The organism is Vibrio sp. KMM 9700 (genome assembly GCF_058545285.1).
This window is the reverse complement of the sequence record NZ_CM178589.1, coordinates 1,393,949-1,412,040: the sequence shown is the minus strand read 5'-3', so window position 1 is coordinate 1,412,040 and position 18,092 is coordinate 1,393,949. Positions and strand designations below refer to the sequence as shown.

The 18,092-nt window shown below is 41.5% G+C and carries 17 protein-coding genes, 1 tRNA gene, 1 rRNA gene and 1 riboswitch; of the genes, 17 read left to right on the top strand and 2 right to left on the bottom strand.

Translation table 11 applies throughout. The annotated features are described in order from the left end of the window. Positions 1-29: 29 nt before the first annotated feature. From rrf to thiH, 10 genes are all read left to right on the top strand, one after another. A 5S ribosomal RNA gene (rrf, locus tag AC2VOY_RS06315) occupies positions 30-145 on the top strand. 94 nt (positions 146-239) lie between these two features. Further along, positions 240-316 (top strand) — tRNA-Asp (locus AC2VOY_RS06310). A gap of 370 nt (positions 317-686) precedes the next feature. Then, entirely contained in the window at positions 687-1,808 is a 1,122-nt protein-coding gene (locus tag AC2VOY_RS06305) for a BamA/TamA family outer membrane protein (protein WP_491830450.1), read from the top strand. 23 nt (positions 1,809-1,831) lie between these two features. Further along, the gene (crcB, locus tag AC2VOY_RS06300; RefSeq protein WP_491830449.1) at positions 1,832-2,215 is read left to right on the top strand and encodes a fluoride efflux transporter CrcB; all 384 of its coding nucleotides are present in this window, start codon (positions 1,832-1,834) and stop codon (positions 2,213-2,215) included. Between the two features lie 95 nt (positions 2,216-2,310). Further along, positions 2,311-2,409, top strand: a riboswitch (TPP riboswitch). 115 nt (positions 2,410-2,524) lie between these two features. Then, complete coding sequence (gene thiC, locus AC2VOY_RS06295) at positions 2,525-4,441, top strand: phosphomethylpyrimidine synthase ThiC (protein ID WP_491830448.1); 1,917 nt, start codon at positions 2,525-2,527, stop codon at positions 4,439-4,441. A gap of 118 nt (positions 4,442-4,559) precedes the next feature. Further along, entirely contained in the window at positions 4,560-5,822 is a 1,263-nt protein-coding gene (thiE, locus tag AC2VOY_RS06290) for a thiamine phosphate synthase (protein WP_491830447.1), read from the top strand. Positions 5,823-5,849: 27 nt separating this feature from the next. Beyond that, a complete protein-coding gene (locus AC2VOY_RS06285; RefSeq protein WP_491830446.1) occupies positions 5,850-6,596 on the top strand; it encodes a HesA/MoeB/ThiF family protein in 747 nt (248 codons plus the stop codon). 61 nt (positions 6,597-6,657) lie between these two features. Beyond that, positions 6,658-6,858, top strand: a complete 201-nt coding sequence (gene thiS, locus AC2VOY_RS06280) for a sulfur carrier protein ThiS (protein WP_491830445.1) — start codon at positions 6,658-6,660, stop codon at positions 6,856-6,858. A gap of 32 nt (positions 6,859-6,890) precedes the next feature. Then, positions 6,891-7,664 (top strand): thiazole synthase, encoded by a 774-nt coding sequence (locus AC2VOY_RS06275; protein WP_491830444.1) that lies wholly within the window; start codon positions 6,891-6,893, stop codon positions 7,662-7,664. Positions 7,665-7,684: 20 nt separating this feature from the next. After that, positions 7,685-8,797: a 2-iminoacetate synthase ThiH gene (thiH, locus tag AC2VOY_RS06270; RefSeq protein WP_491830443.1), complete on the top strand. Its 1,113-nt coding sequence runs from the start codon at positions 7,685-7,687 to the stop codon at positions 8,795-8,797. 103 nt (positions 8,798-8,900) lie between these two features. On the opposite strand, the gene AC2VOY_RS06265 is transcribed toward thiH, so the two are convergent. Next, positions 8,901-10,685 (bottom strand): aminopeptidase P family protein, encoded by a 1,785-nt coding sequence (locus tag AC2VOY_RS06265; protein WP_491830442.1) that lies wholly within the window; start codon positions 10,683-10,685, stop codon positions 8,901-8,903. 551 nt (positions 10,686-11,236) lie between these two features. On the opposite strand from AC2VOY_RS06265, the gene tsrA reads away from it, so the two are divergent. After that, positions 11,237-11,533 (top strand): H-NS-like global regulator TsrA, encoded by a 297-nt coding sequence (gene tsrA / locus AC2VOY_RS06260; protein ID WP_491830441.1) that lies wholly within the window; start codon positions 11,237-11,239, stop codon positions 11,531-11,533. 222 nt (positions 11,534-11,755) lie between these two features. Here the strand turns inward: tsrA and AC2VOY_RS06255 are convergent, their stop codons facing one another. After that, positions 11,756-12,664, bottom strand: a complete 909-nt coding sequence (locus AC2VOY_RS06255) for a DMT family transporter (protein ID WP_491830440.1) — start codon at positions 12,662-12,664, stop codon at positions 11,756-11,758. Between the two features lie 302 nt (positions 12,665-12,966). Between AC2VOY_RS06255 and ubiE the strand changes: the two genes are divergently transcribed. From ubiE to tatC, 6 genes are all read left to right on the top strand, one after another. Beyond that, positions 12,967-13,743 (top strand): bifunctional demethylmenaquinone methyltransferase/2-methoxy-6-polyprenyl-1,4-benzoquinol methylase UbiE, encoded by a 777-nt coding sequence (gene ubiE, locus AC2VOY_RS06250; protein ID WP_491830439.1) that lies wholly within the window; start codon positions 12,967-12,969, stop codon positions 13,741-13,743. A gap of 21 nt (positions 13,744-13,764) precedes the next feature. Continuing rightward, positions 13,765-14,421, top strand: a complete 657-nt coding sequence (locus AC2VOY_RS06245) for a ubiquinone biosynthesis accessory factor UbiJ (RefSeq protein ID WP_491830438.1) — start codon at positions 13,765-13,767, stop codon at positions 14,419-14,421. Between the two features lie 8 nt (positions 14,422-14,429). Next, positions 14,430-16,070 (top strand): ubiquinone biosynthesis regulatory protein kinase UbiB, encoded by a 1,641-nt coding sequence (gene ubiB, locus AC2VOY_RS06240; RefSeq protein ID WP_491830437.1) that lies wholly within the window; start codon positions 14,430-14,432, stop codon positions 16,068-16,070. Positions 16,071-16,381: 311 nt separating this feature from the next. Further along, a complete protein-coding gene (gene tatA, locus AC2VOY_RS06235) occupies positions 16,382-16,642 on the top strand; it encodes a Sec-independent protein translocase subunit TatA (protein ID WP_491830436.1) in 261 nt (86 codons plus the stop codon). Between the two features lie 3 nt (positions 16,643-16,645). Then, on the top strand, positions 16,646-17,065 hold the full coding sequence (gene tatB / locus AC2VOY_RS06230) for a Sec-independent protein translocase protein TatB (RefSeq protein WP_491830435.1): 420 nt from the start codon (positions 16,646-16,648) through the stop codon (positions 17,063-17,065). A 145-nt stretch (positions 17,066-17,210) separates the two neighbouring features. Further along, entirely contained in the window at positions 17,211-17,969 is a 759-nt protein-coding gene (gene tatC, locus AC2VOY_RS06225) for a twin-arginine translocase subunit TatC (protein WP_491830433.1), read from the top strand. Positions 17,970-18,092 lie beyond the last annotated feature (123 nt).

Genomic DNA, 18,092 nt, shown 5'->3' with positions numbered 1-18,092 from the left:
AACGTGAAACGTTAAATAAAAAGAATTTACTTGGCGACCATAGCATTATGGACCCACCTGATCCCATGCCGAACTCAGAAGTGAAACGTAATAGCGCCGATGGTAGTGTGGGGTTTCCCCATGTGAGAGTAGGAGATCGCCAGGTTCTTTTAATTGTTTTCAGATTTTAATAAAAATCTAAAAGCAAAAAAACAATAAAGCAGTTTAAGTAAGACTTTATTGTGTACCAAATTAGTTGCGGAGTGGTAGTTCAGTTGGTTAGAATACCGGCCTGTCACGCCGGGGGTCGCGGGTTCGAGTCCCGTCCACTCCGCCACTTATTAGAAAGCCTGATTCGAAGAGTCAGGCTTTTTTTCGTTTGTATAAAATTAAGTAAAAAGAAGTGGTAGTTCAGGTGGTTAGCTTTTTACCTAGAGCAAGCCGGCCTGTCACGCCGGGGGGCGCGCCAAGTGGGTATCAGGGAGTCCCGTCCACTGAGCTACTCTTCTTTTATAAACAAATAGCAGAAGCCTGATTCGAAAGAGTCAGGTTTTTTTTCGTCTGTAGAAAACCTCTTCCATAAATAAATGATATAATCCCTTACAATTATTATTCACCAGATCAAGGCGACAACAGTGGCCAAATCCCTTCGACAGCTGACGTGCTTATCACTCATTTCAATCTCTAGCCTTGCTCAGGCTAATTTTTTGCCCGCTGCTTTTCAAGATCCTGTCGATAAACGCTTCGATATGGGTGGCTATTTAGCCGAAAATGCCTATGGTTTCTTGCCTGTTCCTATCATGATCACCGAACCTGCTTTTGGCTATGGCGGCGGCTTTTTTGGCCTTTTCTTGCATGAATCAGATGAAAATAAAAAACGTCGTGAAGAGTTGGCGATGAAGTCTATTGATGGTGGCGCTGAACTCGTCACGCCAGCAGTTACACTTGTTGGTGGCGCAGCGACTGAAAATGGTACTTGGGTTGCAGCGGTTGCACATCGACATACTTGGCTTGATGAAAGAATTCGCTACTTTATTGGCGCAGGTTATGCGGATCTAAACATAGATATATATATCAATAAGCACTTAGACATTGGTGATCATTCTTTTAGCTTTAATAAAGGCATGCAGACCAATACTACAGGTTATGGCTGGAAGCAAAGACTTGAGTTTAAAGTTGCAGATACACCGCTTTACTTAGGTGTGGCGCAGATCTGGGGGAAAATAGAAGTGGGTAGTGATAACCAATTGCTCGACTTTATTTTGAAAAATCGACTTGGTGAACAAAGTACATCATCAGGCGCCGGGATCACTTTCAATTATGATACGACCAATAATTATTTTTTCCCAACCCAAGGGACTTCGATTGCTGGACGTTATATGTGGTATAGCGATGCTATTGGCAGTGATTATGAATATGAAAAATTTATTCTTGATGCACAAACTTATTTCCCTATAGCCAAGGATTGGTCATTAGGTCTTGCGGCAGGTTATAAGTCACTCACAACAGATCAAGCAAACTTGCCACCTTTATCTAACCCATATATTAGTTTGCGTGGGATCAGTCGTTACCGTTATCAAGACAATTATGTGAGTACGCTACAAACCCAAGTTTCATGGGATCTCGATACGCGCTGGACATTACTTGGCTTTGTTGGGATAGGCAGCGCAGCGGATGAGTTTGGCGATCTTTATCAAGATGTTGAAGCGGCTTATGGCGCAGGGTTTAGGTATAAAATCGCACGTCGTTATGGGATGCGCCTTGGGATGGACTTTGCCTTCAGTGATGATGACAATGCCTTTTATTTCAACTTAGGCTCAGGTTTTTAAATTATAAATTTAGAGGTGTTATTGTGGGACAAATTGCAATTTTGGCATATATCGCGATAGGTGGCGCTGTCGGTGCCTGTTCACGTTATTTGATTTCAGATCTTATGGTTTCTTTATTAGGTAAGGGCTTTCCTTATGGTACCTTGCTCGTGAACATTTTGGGCTCTTTTATCATGGGCTTACTCATGGCAGCAATCGCAACTGGAATGATCCAAGAGCAGCCTTGGCGTCAAATTATAGGATTAGGATTTTTAGGTGCGTTAACCACATTTTCAACCTTTTCTATGGATAATGTCAGCATGTTACAGCAAGGTGAGTTTGTAAAGATGGGTGTATATATACTCTCAAATGTAATTTTAAGTATCACGGTAGCTTGGGTCGGCTTTCAAATCCTGAATAAAGGCTAAGAGATATATTTATTAGAAGAGTTTGAACTTAATCGCTATTTATTGTTTTGCTGAATAAATCACTTGCAGCTTAGTTTATCATCGGATAGGCTAATCAAAACTTGTCGGAGTGCCTAAGGGCTGAGATCGCAATTGCGGGATCCGTAGAACCTGATCTGGTTAATACCAGCGAAGGGAACGAGAATATATAACCTTGAAAAGATCTATCTGTGATTTGTACAGATGCATCTTTCTAACCATTCTCTCTACCTCACATCCGTCAAGCATTTTACGTTTATTTTCAATAAGAAAACATAAAAGGTGAATGCTATGTCGACACGTCAACAATCACGCCAGCAGGCGCGAGACTTTATGGATAAAGCGCAAATTACGCCATATCCAAACTCAAAAAAAATCTATATTCAAGGCTCAGATCCATCGATTCGCGTGCCAATGCGTGAAATTACGCTTTCAGATACCTTAGTTGGAACCAAAGAAAATCCTAAATATGAATCCAATGAATCTATCTATGTTTATGATACTTCTGGCGTTTACACAGATCCCGAGCATAAAGTAGATTTATATTCAGGTTTGCCGCGTTTGCGTGAAGTTTGGATTGAGCAAAGAGGGGACACGCTTGAGCTCGAACAAGTGAGCTCGGACTATGCTCAGTCACGTCGTCAAGATGACACGTTAGATGAATTAAGATATCAGCATTTAGCAAAAATCCGTAAAGCTAAGCCAAATAAATGTGTGACTCAGCTGCATTATGCTCGCCAAGGTATTATTACTCCTGAAATGGAATTCATTGCCATCCGTGAAAATCTACGCCGCCAAGAAGTCAAAGATGAAATCCTATTAAAACAACATGCTGGCGAGTCTTTTGGTGCAGCTATTCCTGAGCAAATCACTGCTGAATTTGTACGTCAAGAAGTGGCTATGGGACGTGCGATTATCCCATCGAATATCAATCATCCCGAATCTGAGCCGATGATCATCGGACGCAACTTCCTTATCAAAGTGAATGCTAATATTGGTAATTCTTCTGTTTCCTCTTCGATTGAAGAAGAAGTTGAGAAACTCGTCTGGGCAGCGCATTGGGGCGCAGATACTGTCATGGACTTATCCACCGGACGTTATATTCACGAGACTCGTGAGTGGATTTTACGTAATAGTCCCGTTCCGATTGGTACAGTGCCTATGTATCAAGCGCTAGAGAAGGTCAATGGCGTCGCGGAAAACCTAAGCTGGGAAGTGATGCGTGATACCTTGATTGAACAAGCCGAACAAGGGGTGGATTATTTTACCATTCATGCAGGGCTACGTTTACATCATATTCCACTAACTGCGCAGCGTGTGACTGGGATTGTATCGCGTGGCGGTTCGATTATCGCCAAGTGGTGTTTAGCGCATCACAATGAAAGCTTTTTATATCAAAACTTTAGAGAGATTTGCAAGATCTGCGCGCAATATGATGTGGCGCTCTCTTTGGGTGACGGCTTGCGCCCAGGCTCAGTTGCTGATGCGAATGATGAAGCACAGTTTGCTGAATTAAGAACCTTAGGCGAGCTGACTAAAATTGCATGGGAATATGATGTTCAAGTTATTATTGAGGGACCTGGGCATGTGCCGATGCACCTTATCAAAGAGAATATGGATGAGCAGCTTAAGCATTGTCATGAAGCGCCATTTTATACCCTTGGGCCACTGACAACAGATATAGCACCGGGCTATGATCATATCACATCTGGCATTGGCGCTGCGATGATTGGTTGGTATGGCTGCGCCATGCTCTGCTATGTGACGCCAAAAGAGCATTTAGGTTTGCCGAATAAGCAAGATGTGAAAACTGGGCTTATTACTTATAAATTAGCTGCCCATGCGGGGGATTTAGCTAAAGGTCACCCTGGAGCGCAAATCCGTGACAATGCTTTATCGAAAGCGCGTTTTGAGTTCCGTTGGCACGATCAATTTAACTTGTCGCTTGACCCAGAAACGGCGATTGCATATCACGATGAAACCTTGCCACAAGAGTCTGGCAAAGTCGCGCATTTTTGCTCCATGTGTGGGCCAAAGTTTTGTTCGATGAAAATCTCGCAAGAGGTGAGAGATTATGCGCAGAACTTGCAGCCCTCCATTCCTGTTCAGCAAATTGAAAGTCAGCAACTCGATGCTGAAATGCAGAAGAAATCAGCCGAGTTTTTACAAACTGGTGCAGAAATTTATCATCCTAAAATGGATGCTTAAATAGATAGGTGAGACATATAGCTGTTGCTTAAGTTTGACTAAGTCCTATATGTCTCTTTATTTCCCATGACACGCAGGTGTTGGGAATGGTTTAGTTTATTTTTATTAAAGGCCTTTCATGCAACTCGTTTTACCTGAGCAGCTGTGTTACCTAGAATCACAGATTAAATCAACGCTACTTGCAGCAAAGCAAGCGGGTTTTGCTATTGATGATTTCAAACTAAGTTTTTCAAAGGATCAACAGATTGAAATCATTAAAGACAATGCTAAAGCAGTTGAGTATATACCCATTACAACTTCGTCTGTGCAGATGCCTGAAGCAGGATTACGCCAAGTTTCGATTGCGATTATTAAACCGCAAGGAAGCTTGAACCTAGATTGCCATTATGTATTTGATAAATTAACTGCACCGCTCAGCGCTCAGCACTTATATATAGGTGCTTGGCAACAAGGGAAATGCCTTGATATTTACCAAGCTTTAGAGCAGACCTATTGTATTGATTATCAAGCTGATAGCTTGACCCCAAGTTATCTTGATGAGTTTTCTAAAGAGCGTCATCTTGCTTGGTTAATTGTTACTTTAATGCTTGATTTTACTGTTGAAGATGCCGCTCTTCTAGCCCATACCGCATGTCTTTCACAAACCCTAGTAGGGGAATTATCATCAAGTGTTCCACGTGAAACATGGCCGCAAAATATTGACCAGTTTCCGGTTTGTCGTCTCAAAAATGACCCATTAGAGCCTGCCGCGATTAAGTTTCCACAAATCGAACGCGATCTAGGTTTATACCCCGTAGTGGATCATGTGGATTGGATTGAAAAGCTGTTAAAGCTAGGCGTCAAAACGATTCAATTAAGGATTAAAGACCCAAAGCAAGCAGATTTAGAAGTTCAGATCCAAAAAGCAATTGAATTGGGTCGCGAATATGCAGCAAAAGTATTTATTAATGACTATTGGCAGTTAGCGATTAAGCATCAGGCCTATGGTGTGCATTTAGGTCAAGAAGATATTCAAGTTGCTGACTTAAAAGCTATTGCTCAAGCCAAAATACATTTAGGTCTATCGACACACAGTTACTTTGAAATTATGCGCGCTAAAGCATGCCAACCAAGTTACATCGCACTTGGGCATATTTTCCCAACAACGACCAAGCAGATGCCATCTAAGCCACAAGGGTTAACCCGTTTAGCTTTATATCATGAATTAATTAGTGGCCAGTGTCCAAGTGTTGCGATTGGTGGGATAGATCTTGAGCGAGCACCAAAAGTTTGGCAAACCGGAGTGGATAGTTTAGCTGTGGTTCGTGCTATTACCGAGGCATCTGATATAGAATATGCGTTACATGAGTTTGCGAACATTATGCAGCCCAGAAAGGCCTAATGTTTGAATAAATAATAAGGTTTACGCATGAACGATCAAGAGTTTAAACGCTATCAACGTCAAATTATGGTACCCGAAGTTGCTGAAGCAGGCCAAGAGCAATTACTAAAAGCCAAAGTGTTAGTGATTGGTTGTGGTGGTCTCGGCGCATCGGTGAGTTTGTTTCTCGCTGGCGCGGGGGTCGGGCAAATTGTCGTCGCAGATGGCGATACAGTTGAAGACTCGAATTTACAGCGCCAGATTATTTATCGCCAAGCCGATATTGGGATAAATAAAGCCAAAGCAACACTTGAGCAAATCAAAGCATTTAATCCTTTAACTAAAGTGCGTGCAGTACAAAAATTCTTGGAAGCCGAACAACTTAAGCTTGAAGTTATGATGGCTGATGTGGTGCTGGATTGCTCAGATAATTTTCCAACGCGACAAGCGGTGAATAAAGCCTGTGTCGAAACCAAAACTGCGTTGATTTCAGGATCTGCGATCGGCTGGGTTGGGCAGTTGATGAGTTTTGATTTTAAACATCAGCAGACACCTTGTTATCGTTGTGCGGTGCCGCATCAAGATAATAGTGCGGGCTTAAAATGCTCTGAGTCTGGCGTGATTGGGCCGGTTGTAGGCTCGATGGGGAATATGCAAGCACTTGAAGCAATTAAGTATTTAACCCAGAACAAGAACTTTAAACCTAACTATCTAAATCTTTTTGATGGCCAATATTTAAGTTGGCAAAAATTTAAAATCTCAACCGATTCATCTTGCCCTGTGTGCCAAGCTTAAACCTGTAGATAAGCCAAGGCTGACTCATGGGGCCAGATAGAATCAAGAATATAGGCAGAACATGAAAATAATCATCAATCAAAAGCCAGTCGAAATCAGTCAATGTATTAGTTTAGAGGGGGTGCTTAGTGAGCTTAACCTCTCGTCTCAAGGCATGGCTCTGGCATTAAATCAAAGCATTATTCCCCAGACGCAATGGGCACAAACCCAAGTTGGCGAAGGCGATGAGATTGATTTGTTTCAAGTGATCGCCGGTGGTTAATTCAATCGTTTTTTATTTATAAGGTACACCCAATGCAGCCAGACTTATTACAGATAGCTGATCGCAGTTTTAATTCACGTTTATTTACTGGAACAGGTAAATTTGCCACGAGCCAATTGATGCTTGATGCATTGATTGAGTCAAAATCAGAAATGACGACGTTAGCACTTAAGCGTGTGGATTTGCATACACCTGAAGACAACATTTATGCGCCATTAAAACAAACCCAAGTTCAACTTTTACCGAATACGTCGGGAGCGAAAACAGCCAAAGAAGCTATTTTTGCCGCTGAACTTGCGCGTGAAGCGCTGGGAACCAATTGGTTAAAGCTTGAGATACACCCAGATCCAAAATATTTAATGCCTGATCCGATTGAAACCTTAGCAGCAGCCGAGGCCTTGGTGAAAAAAGGTTTTATCGTCTTGCCTTATTGCCATGCTGATCCCGTGTTATGTAAGCGCTTAGAGGAAGTTGGTTGCGCTGCTGTGATGCCACTGGCTGCGCCGATTGGTTCAAATAAAGGCCTTGTCTCAGATGATTTTCTAAAGATTATTATTGAGCAAGCAAAAGTGCCTGTTGTGATTGATGCTGGAATTGGTGCGCCATCACATGCAGCTTATGCGATGGAGCTTGGCGCAGATGCTGTGCTCGTTAATACCGCGATTGCGGCTAGCCCTGATCCAAAAGCCATGGCACAAGCATTTGCGATGGCTGTTGAGGCTGGGCGCAGTGCTTATCTGGCGGGGCTTGCGGTGCAAAAATCACAAGCTGTGGCATCCAGTCCATTGACTGCGTTTTTAGGTTAAATCACAAAGGGATAGGCAAAATGAGCTTTAAAACAGAGTTTGAGAAACTTGATTGGGATGATGTGCGTTTATCTATTTATAGTAAGACGGCGCAAGATGTGGAGCGCGCTCTGAATAAAACTCAGCGTGATCTCGAGGACTTTAAAGCCCTTATCTCGCCAGCGGCTATGCCTTATCTCGAGCAAATGGCACAGATTTCCTATCAAAAAACCCGTCAACGTTTTGGCTTCACCATGGGCTTTTATATCCCTTTGTACCTTTCAAACCTGTGCGCAAATGCTTGTACCTATTGTGGCTTCTCGATGGAAAATAGAATTAAACGCCGCACCTTAACACTTGATGAAATTGATCAAGAAGTGGAAGCAATTAAAGCGCTGAAGATGGATAATTTATTACTCGTCACAGGTGAGCATGAGACCAAAGTGGGGATGAAATATTTCCGCCAAGTGCTGCCACGAATTAAACCCCACTTTAATTACTTAGGCATGGAAGTGCAGCCGCTTGATCAAGCAGACTATGCAGAGCTAAAAACCTTGGGCCTTAATGCCGTGATGGTTTACCAAGAGACGTATCATCCGGTGACTTATGCCAAACACCATTTACGTGGTAATAAACAAGATTTCTTCTATCGTCTTGAGACTCCAGATCGCCTCGCACGTGCAGGCATAGATAAAATAGGTCTTGGCGCTTTAATTGGTTTGGATGATTGGCGTACAGATTGCTTTTTCACAGCGAAGCATTTGGATTATCTTGAGAAAACTTATTGGAAGTCGCGTTATTCGATTTCTTTTCCGCGTCTTAGACCTTGCAGTGGTGGCTTAGAGCCGACATCAATTATGAGTGATAAAGAACTGGTTCAGCTAATCTGTGCTTATCGCTTGTTTAATGGAGAAGTTGAGCTATCCCTGTCTACCCGTGAAACCCCAGAGTTTCGTGATAATGTCTTGGGTCTTGGGATCACTTCGGTTTCAGCTGGTTCAAAAACTCAACCTGGCGGTTATGCAGATAAAGATGTCGAGTTAGAGCAATTTAGTATTAGTGATGAGCGTAGTGTGGAGCAAGTGGCAGGTGCAGTGCAGCAAAAAGGCTTTGAAGTGGTTTGGACGGATTGGAGTCAAGCTTACGCTGGCTAAGTTCATTCAATCGCGTCGAGGTTTCACGTGAAACATAAAAAAGAGATACCCGATAAATTAGGTATCTCTTTTTATTTTATCTAGCGCTAAGCTAATATCTTATTTAGATTTCAGCCGTGGCTTCTTCCAGCCAAGCTTTTACTGCGCCTTGCACAAGCGGACTAAGATCTTGCCAAACTTTCTCATGATATTGATTTAACCAAGCTTTTTCATCTGTGGTAAGCAAGTTAAAGTCAATTGCACGCACATCAATTGGGCAGCGAGTAAGAGATTCAAAACCTAAGGTTTCCACAGGTCCCTCAACGTGTTGCTTGGTGACTATCTCCAAGTTCTCAATGCGAATGCCAAATTTATCGGCTTCGTAATAACCCGGCTCATTGGATAGCACCATGCCTTCTTCTAAGGAAATGGGGTTATAGGCAGGAGAAATACGTTGTGGACCTTCGTGCACACTTAAGAAGTGCCCAACACCATGGCCTGTACCGTGATCAAAGTTATAACCTTGTTGCCATAAGTATTGACGCGCCAAGATATCCAGTTGGCTACCTGTTGTGCCTTTCGGGAATTTGGCAGATGCGAGAGCAATATGACCTTTTAGCACTAAGGTAAACTGCTGCTTCATAAATGGACTCGGATTACCAATCGCAATAGTGCGGGTTATATCTGTGGTGCCATCAAGGTACTGACCGCCTGAATCAACCAAATACAAAGAATCTTGGCTAAGCTTGCCGTATTCTTCTTGGTTTTGGTGATTATAGTGACACATCGCTGCATTGCTGCCAGCTGCTGAAATTGTATCAAAGCTGAGATCCATTAAGCTCTCATCTTCACGGCGAAAACTCTCAAGCGTATCTGCAAGTGTGCCTTCATCATGTAAATTACCTTGTGCCACTTCATCGTCGAGCCAAGATAAGAATTTCACCATAGCGACGCCATCACGCACGTGACAATCACGCATGCCTTTTGCTTCGGTAGAGTTTTTAGCCGCTTTGGGTAATAAACAAGGATCGGCAGATTCAATACAAATCGCACCAATTTGAGTAAGCGTTTGTTTAAACCAAGCATTGGCCGTGTTGGAATCAAAAAGAACATGCTTGTCTTTTAGCCCTTCAAGAACACTTTCAAGATCTTTAGGCTCATGTACGCGAACATTCTCACCAAAATGCAGCGCAGCTTCTGCCGGCAAGCGCGAGGCTTTGATAAAGACATCAACACTTGTATCTCGATGCAAAATCGCATGGCTGAGGATCACAGGTAGACGCGAAACATCTGCGCCACGAATATTGAGTAGCCAACAAATAGAGTCGAGTTGAGTCAGTAGGGCAGCATCCGCATCTTTTTGCTTAATCAAGGTTGCGATTTGGCTGCGCTTGGTTGGACAATCGACACCGACTGCTTGGGTAGGCATTAGGCGTACATCTGATTCAATCGCTTGCGGGCGATCATCCCAACTTTGATCGATAGGGTTTTGCGCTAGGCTAACCAGGCTCTGTCCCTTGGCGATTTGGCTGCTTGCTTTTTCAAGCCAAGTTGCGGTGTGCATTCTTGGATCTATGCCAACTTTTGCATCTTGGGCAAGGTTTTGTTTGACCCAAGCCAGTGGCGGCTCTTGAATTAAGTGATGATAAGAGAAAATATCGGCTGGGGTTTGCTTAGTGACTTGAACTGTATAACGGCCATCAACAAAGATCGCAGCTTGATCTAAAGTGATCACGGCAGCGCCTGCAGATCCTGTAAAACCAGTCAACCAATGTAGGCGCTCATTATGCTCGGGAATATACTCGCCTAAAAACTCATCTTCATGTGGGACAATAAAGGCATCGAGTTTATTCTCAGCTAGCCATTGTCGGATAAGAGTCACATGTTGCAAAATTACTGCCGCTTGCATAGATTTTCCTTTATGTCTGGTAATGCACCTAAGAGGTACAGAGCGATAAAATATAACACTTTAAGTTAGCTTGTTTGAGGCGAGTTCGCAACTTACAATAAGTATCTCTCTTGTAGCACCAAGTCTTAAACTAATTACTTTGTTTATTTTAAGTAAAGAGATATAATTCTGATCTATAGTTAAGCCTAATTGATAGCTTTGACTTTCACTTTATGCGTGATTTAGGCACAATCAATCTGATTGCGAGTAAAAACTAAGCAAAATTGTGAGTGAGAATCTAGCAGAAGTGCATTTTTTGATTGTATACTCAAGATAGGTAAGTGCTAATCACTTAAATTAGCAAAAGAGTAAGATCAAGTTCAGTATTTAGAAATAGTATTCCAAATAGGCTCCCTGTCATGAGTGATGTGAGTGTATTTGAATATAAAGTAATGCATATTTGCAAAAAAAGAAATTTAATTAATTTATACACTTTCTTTCGGCATACTTAGTTTGTATATTTGCAGATAGCAGCATATATTAAAAATTATATTATTAATGGAAACAACATCATGTCATTAACGACCTACGAAATGGCTCGTATTTTAGAGCAATTTGAAGAAAGTCCTGAAAAAGTAATGTTTGGTAAGCTGCTGCAGGAATTGGGCAATCAAAGCGAAGAGCGCGTCCGCAGTGCTGCTAAGCAGGTCTCCACCTCAACACTTAGGGATTTGATTTATCAGTTCCAACTTGTTCTGGATTCACGTAAAAAAGAAGAAGTTGTGATCATGGCTGAGAAGTTAAAAAGCCAAGGTTTTAGTGTGGAAGATCTAAAAAAATATATCGAAAAAAATAATATGACAGTTTAATAAATCTTTCACTTTTGGGATACTCTTCTGATTAGCCCATAAATATAGAGTATTTAATGTATTGATTATATATTATAAATAAAATTATTTGTATGATATATGAATACTTCAGTTATTTTAGGTTATATACGATAACTTAAATGATATATAATGCAGAATAGAAAATAGTTAAATATTATTATTCTGCATTATATTACTTCTTCCTCTCACTAATATAAGATTTTATATTGTTGAGCTGTCCACAGGCTTCGCTGTTTTCTTCATTTGTTGAACGATCAATCCGCATAAGATCAACACTAATCCTGCCACTGTGCTTATCCCTACCTCTTCGCCAATAATTTTACTTAATAAAAACAAAGATATAAATGGTGATAAGAAGATTAAGTTACTTATCCTTGATGTATGGTTTGTCTTTTTGAGCGCATATAACCAAAGCACAAAGGTTATCCCCATTTCAAATAAACCTACATAGGCCACCGCAAGCCAAGCGGTGAAGTCTAAATTCTGCCATGCTTGGTTTTGGTACATGAGTAACCCAAAGCTAAAAGGTAGCGATAGAATAAACCCAAGCAGCATAGAGATCACAGGATCGGCAGTATTCTTTGCATTCAATATCCAATAGCCTGCCCATAATAATGTCGAGAGCAATGCCAGTGAGACGCCTTGGGCACTGGTAAACTCCAAGGCTAAAACATTGCCTTGGGTCGCAATCACAAGCACGCCAAAATAACCCAATACACATGCCACTAGATCATACTTGGTCAGCTTTTGCTTTAAAAAGAAAGCAGCCATTACGCTAAGAGTAATCGCCCAGCTATAGTTCAGCGGTTGAGCCTGTGAGGCTGGCAATAAGTCATAAGCTTGGAATAAAATAAAATAGTATAAACAAGGGTTGATCAGGCCAAGCACAATGAAATACAGAGGTTTTTGCAAAAATGTCGTGTAGACCTGAGGCAATTTCCCTTGCCAATGACAAATGAGAGTTAAAACCAAAATTGAAACTAAGCTCGCAATTATAAGCATCTGCACTGGGGTGAAACTCGCGAGAGTGATCTTAAAAGCGCTCGCCACAGTGGACCAAAGCAAGACTGCGCTTATCCCAAAATAAAACGCATGTTTTTCATTTTTCATCGACTTTTATTCTCTTTGTGATGTGGGGATATTTTTTCTGGAGTATATACCCAAAAGAGTCGAAGGTGCAGCAAGCGAGTAAAATGATGAGATCCATCAGCATATAATGATATGAGCTGCTCGAAGTATTGATATGCACACAGTTAACTTTGCAAATATCAAAGGCATTATTGGAATTACACAAACTTTCGTCAGCATTAAAAGACAATCATCAAGGGATACAGTAAACTAGCTTTTATTTTATAAATTAAACCTTATGTAGAAGTAGCAAGCCAAGCTTGAAACGAAATGAGAGAAAAATTATGACTCAGCCAGACTTACAAAAAACATCTTCTGTTGATGAAACCATAGACTTTGGTTTTACCCAAGTTGCGAAAGAACAAAAAGTAGAAAAAGTAGCAGAGGTGTTCCATTCAGTTGCGAAAAAATACGACATCATGAATGACCTTATGTCTGGTGGGATCCACCGCTTATGGAAACGCTTTACGATTGATTGCAGCGGTGCACGCCGTGGTCAACGTATTCTAGACCTTGCTGGTGGCACGGGTGATTTAACCGCTAAGTTTTCACGTATTGTTGGCGAAACTGGGCAGGTTGTACTCGCAGACATCAATAATTCAATGCTTAATGTTGGGCGCGACAAATTAAGAGACAGTGGGATTGTGGGCAATGTGCACTATGTACAAGCTAATGCCGAAGAGTTGCCATTTCCAGATGACTATTTTGATTGCATCACGATAGGCTTTGGACTACGTAATGTGACAGATAAAGATAAAGCATTGCGTTCTATGTTCCGCGTGTTAAAGCCGGGTGGTCGTTTACTTGTGCTTGAGTTCTCAAAACCAACGATTGAAGCCTTATCTAAAGTGTATGATGCTTATTCATTCCATTTGCTGCCAAAAATTGGCGAAGTGGTTGCCAATGATGCCGATAGCTATCGTTATCTAGCGGAATCTATTCGTATGCATCCAGATCAAGAAACCTTAAAAGCTATGATGGACGATGCAGGTTTTGAGCAAACGAGCTATTACAACTTAACCGGTGGCATCGTCGCTTTGCACCGCGGTTATAAGTTTTAATGCTTCAGGCAAGGAAGTCTTATGTCGTTTGAATTATTTCTCCCAAATTCTGCACTGATGACAGCTGGCGTTGAAACGCTTTTCAATGCTTTGTTAAATCAAAGTGCGGCTGCGCAAGCGAATTTAACGCGTCTGCGTGGCAAGGTATTAAAGCTGCACCTACAAGAGCTAAATCTTGAGTTGTTCTTTGTTTTTAGTCAGCGCATCGATGTCCTTGCTGGGTATGAAGCAACACCTGATGCGAGTATATCGATTAAGCTGGCGCAACTTGCAGAGATCCGCGCCAAGCAAAACTTAACTGAGCTTATCAAGCAAGATCGCTTGGTGGTTGATGGTGATTTAAGCTTGATTCAAGATTTTGCCGAATTTATGGATGAGCTAAAGCCGGATGTGGAAGAGCTGCTTTCCAAATTAACCGGTGATGTGCTGGCCTATCAGTTGGTTCAAGGCGCGAAATCAACCAAAAATTGGCTGCAAGATAAAGCTCAAGTTTCACAGCATAAGTTAGCAGAAGCCGTGGTGCATGAGTGGCAACTTGCCCCTGCGCCATTAGAGCTGGCTTATTTTTGCGATCAAGTTTCAGATCTGGCGCAAGATGCCGATAAGCTAGAACAAGCCTATCAAGCATTGGTTCAGCGTCTTGAAGCTTCTTTCGAGCATCCTTCTCATCAAGAATAAAAGTATTTATGAAATTAGCCGAACTTCGCCGTTTATATAAGATTATCAAAACTCAACTTGAGTATGGGCTAGAAGATCTATTGCCTGAACATGCACACACAGTTTCAGCCAAACGTCTGATCAAACTCGCATTTTGGATTGATAATAAACATCTTGAAAAAGCCTCTGGTGAGCGTTTACGTCTTGCTTTGCAAGAGCTAGGGCCGGTCTGGATTAAGCTAGGGCAAATGATGTCGACTAGGCGTGATTTGTTTCCTGATTATATCGCCGATCCTTTAGCATTATTGCAAGATAAGGTCAGTCCGTTTGATGGCAATGAAGCGAAAGCGCAAATTGAAGCTGAGCTTGGTGGGAAAGTCGAAGATTGGTTTGTTGATTTTGAAATTCAGCCGCTGGCTTCGGCCTCAATTGCGCAAGTACATACCGCCAAGTTAAAAGAAACGGGACAAGAAGTGGTTTTAAAAATCATTCGCCCGGATATTTTGCCTGTGATCCAAGCCGACTTAAAACTGATGTATCGCATGGCGCATTTGATTGCCAAGTTTATGCCGCAATCAAGACGCTTAAAGCCTGTAGAAGTGATCAAAGAATATGAAAAGACGCTTTTAAATGAGCTTGATCTACGAAAAGAAGCAGCCAATGCATTGCAATTAAAGCGTAATTTTGAAGGCAGCGAAGACTTATATGTTCCCGATGTGCTGATGGACTTTACGACTCAAAAATTGATGGTCTCTGAGCGTATTTATGGAACTCAAGTTTCAGACATTAGTGGATTACATGCTCAAGGCGTGAATATGAAACTGCTGGCTGAAAAGGGCGTGACGGTTTTCTTTACCCAAGTCTTTCGGGATAGTTTTTTCCATGCTGATATGCATCCAGGAAATGTGTTTGTTGCACATAACAACCCTGAAAATCCATTATGGATAGGTTTAGATTGCGGCATTGTCGGTACACTTGATAGTGAAGATAAGCGCTATTTAGCCGAAAACTTTTTAGCCTTTTTTAATCGTGATTATCATAAAGTCGCGCAATTACACATTGATTCAGGCTGGGTGCCCAAAGATACGGACGTACGTGAGTTTGAAGCGGCGATCCGTGTGGTGTGTGAGCCAATTTTTGCGAAGCCTTTGTGCGAAATATCGTTCGGTCATGTCTTATTAAATCTATTTAATACTGCGCGTGAGTTTAATATGGAAGTGCAGCCGCAACTTGTTCTGTTGCAAAAAACACTTTTATATATAGAGGGCTTAGGCCGCCAGCTCTACCCTCAGCTTGATTTATGGGAAACCGCTAAGCCATTTTTAGAGCGTTGGATGCTTGAGCAAATTGGTCCTAAAGCTTTATTTAATCGTGTTCAAGATAAAGCGCCACTGTGGGCGGAAAAGCTACCAGATTTACCGGATATGTTGTTTGATACACTAAAACATAGCCGAGATATGGAAAAGCGTTTAGGGGATTTATACCAAGATTACGCAAAAGGTAAAAAACAGCACGCCAAGGGTCAACTATACTTTGGTGTGGGTGCAGCCTTGTTTATCTGCGCCGCCGTCTTACATATTTCACCGGATGCACTTACTCAGCAAATTTCAGCTTATGCAGCCGGAGCTGGACTTGTATCTTGGCTTTTAAGTTGGCGTAGCTATAAATAATCTCAGCTTATCTTCATTGGCTTAGATTTAAATCAAATAAGCATCAGAAAAGATCCTTTGTCTGTGATGCTTAAAAGTGAAAATAGTGTTATAAATAAGCAATCTTAGATTGAGGTATCAATAGTCTTTATTCTTGTCTAAGCACTTTAGAAGGAACTAAAAGATAAGTATGTATTAAGTCTTTGGGCTGACATATATTCTTCATCTTTTCGGTATATGATGCCGCAACCAAAACCTTTGCGCTTAGGTTGTTTTTTAAAGCAGCATAAGTTTGCTAGAATCATTTTATTTAGACCCGAGGTAAATAACAAATGGGCGGAATTAGCGTAACTCAACTTCTTATTATCGCAGTAATTATCGTACTTTTATTTGGTACTAAGAAATTACGTGGTATCGGTGGCGATCTTGGCTCAGCAGTAAAAGGCTTTAAAAAAGCAATGAGCGAAGATGAAGAAAAGAAAACAGAGAAAGCTGTAGAAGAAAAAGATGCAGATTTCCAAGCTAAAAACCTAGAAAGCTCAGCGCAAGAGCAAACGACGCAAGAAGTTAAAAAAGACAAAGAGCAGGGCTAAGCCGTGTTTGATATAGGTTTTTGGGAGCTCATGCTGATTTCTGTGGTTGGCCTTGTTGTGCTTGGCCCAGAACGTTTGCCGGTTGCTATTCGATCGGTTGCGCGCTTTTTTAATGGCATGAAGAGTATGGCAAACAATGTCAAAGATGAACTCTCGCAAGAGCTAAAAATCCAAGAGCTGCAAGATAACTTGAAAAAAGCAGAGCAAATGGGGATGAAAGATTTATCGCCAGAGCTTAAGTCTTCAATCGAGGAACTCAAGCAAGCCGCGCAGTCTGTGCAGCGTCCTTATCAAGAGCAAACTTCTAGTGATGAAAATAACATTGCTGGTGGCATTCAAAAAACAGCTGAGCAAGCTGATGAAGCCACAAAGTCAGATGCAGTTACAAACGCAGCTGAAAAAGAGCAATCGAAATCATCATAACGAAGATTATCTAGTTACCCATCTCGCTATATGCGAAAGGGACCAATGCATAAAAGCTTTCGCTTAGGTTAATCATTCTTAGATGAATATTAATCATCCAATTAAGCCTTAGTTTTTATGCATTATTTTTATTTTGAGGTTTTATATGACAGAGCAAGAGCAGTCACAACCTTTAATCTCCCACTTAATCGAATTAAGAGATCGCTTATTACGCGCCATTGCAGCGGTAATGGTTGTCTTTGTGTGTTTGGTTTGGTTCTCAGGGGATATATATGAGTTTGTCTCGTCACCGTTAATCGAAAAGCTTCCCGAAGGGGCAAGCATGATCGCAACCGATGTTGCATCACCATTTTTTACACCACTTAAACTGACTTTAATTGCCTCTGTCTTTTTAGCAGTGCCATATATCTTGTATCAGGTATGGGCGTTTGTGGCGCCAGGTTTATATCAACATGAAAAACGCTTGATCATGCCTTTGCTGTTTTCAAGCTCATTCTTATTTTATGCTGGTGTCGCCTTTGCATATTTCGTTGTCTTCCCGTTAATTTTTAGCTTTTTTACTGCCATTTCACTTGGCGGGGTCGAGCAAGCCACGGATATTGCAAGCTATCTTGATTTTGTCTTAGCTCTGTTTATGGCATTCGGGATTGCTTTTGAAGTGCCTGTAGCGATTATCTTGCTATGTTGGACGGGTGCAACGGATGTGAAATCGTTAAAAGAAAAACGTCCATATATAGTTGTCGGCGCTTTTGTGGTGGGCATGATGCTCACACCACCAGATATGATTTCGCAAACCTTGCTTGCGATCCCTATGATTATCCTATTTGAGGTTGGCTTATTCTGTTCGCGTTTTTACACCAAACCAAGTGAAGATGAAGAACAAGAAGAAACCAGCGCTGAATAAAGTTTTTCTTTAGATTCGACAATAGCTAAAGCTTACAAAAGAGCTAAGCAATAAAAAGCCACTTAACGAGCCATTAAAAATCGGTCTCAATGTTAAGTGGCTTTTTTGCATTCATATATCTAG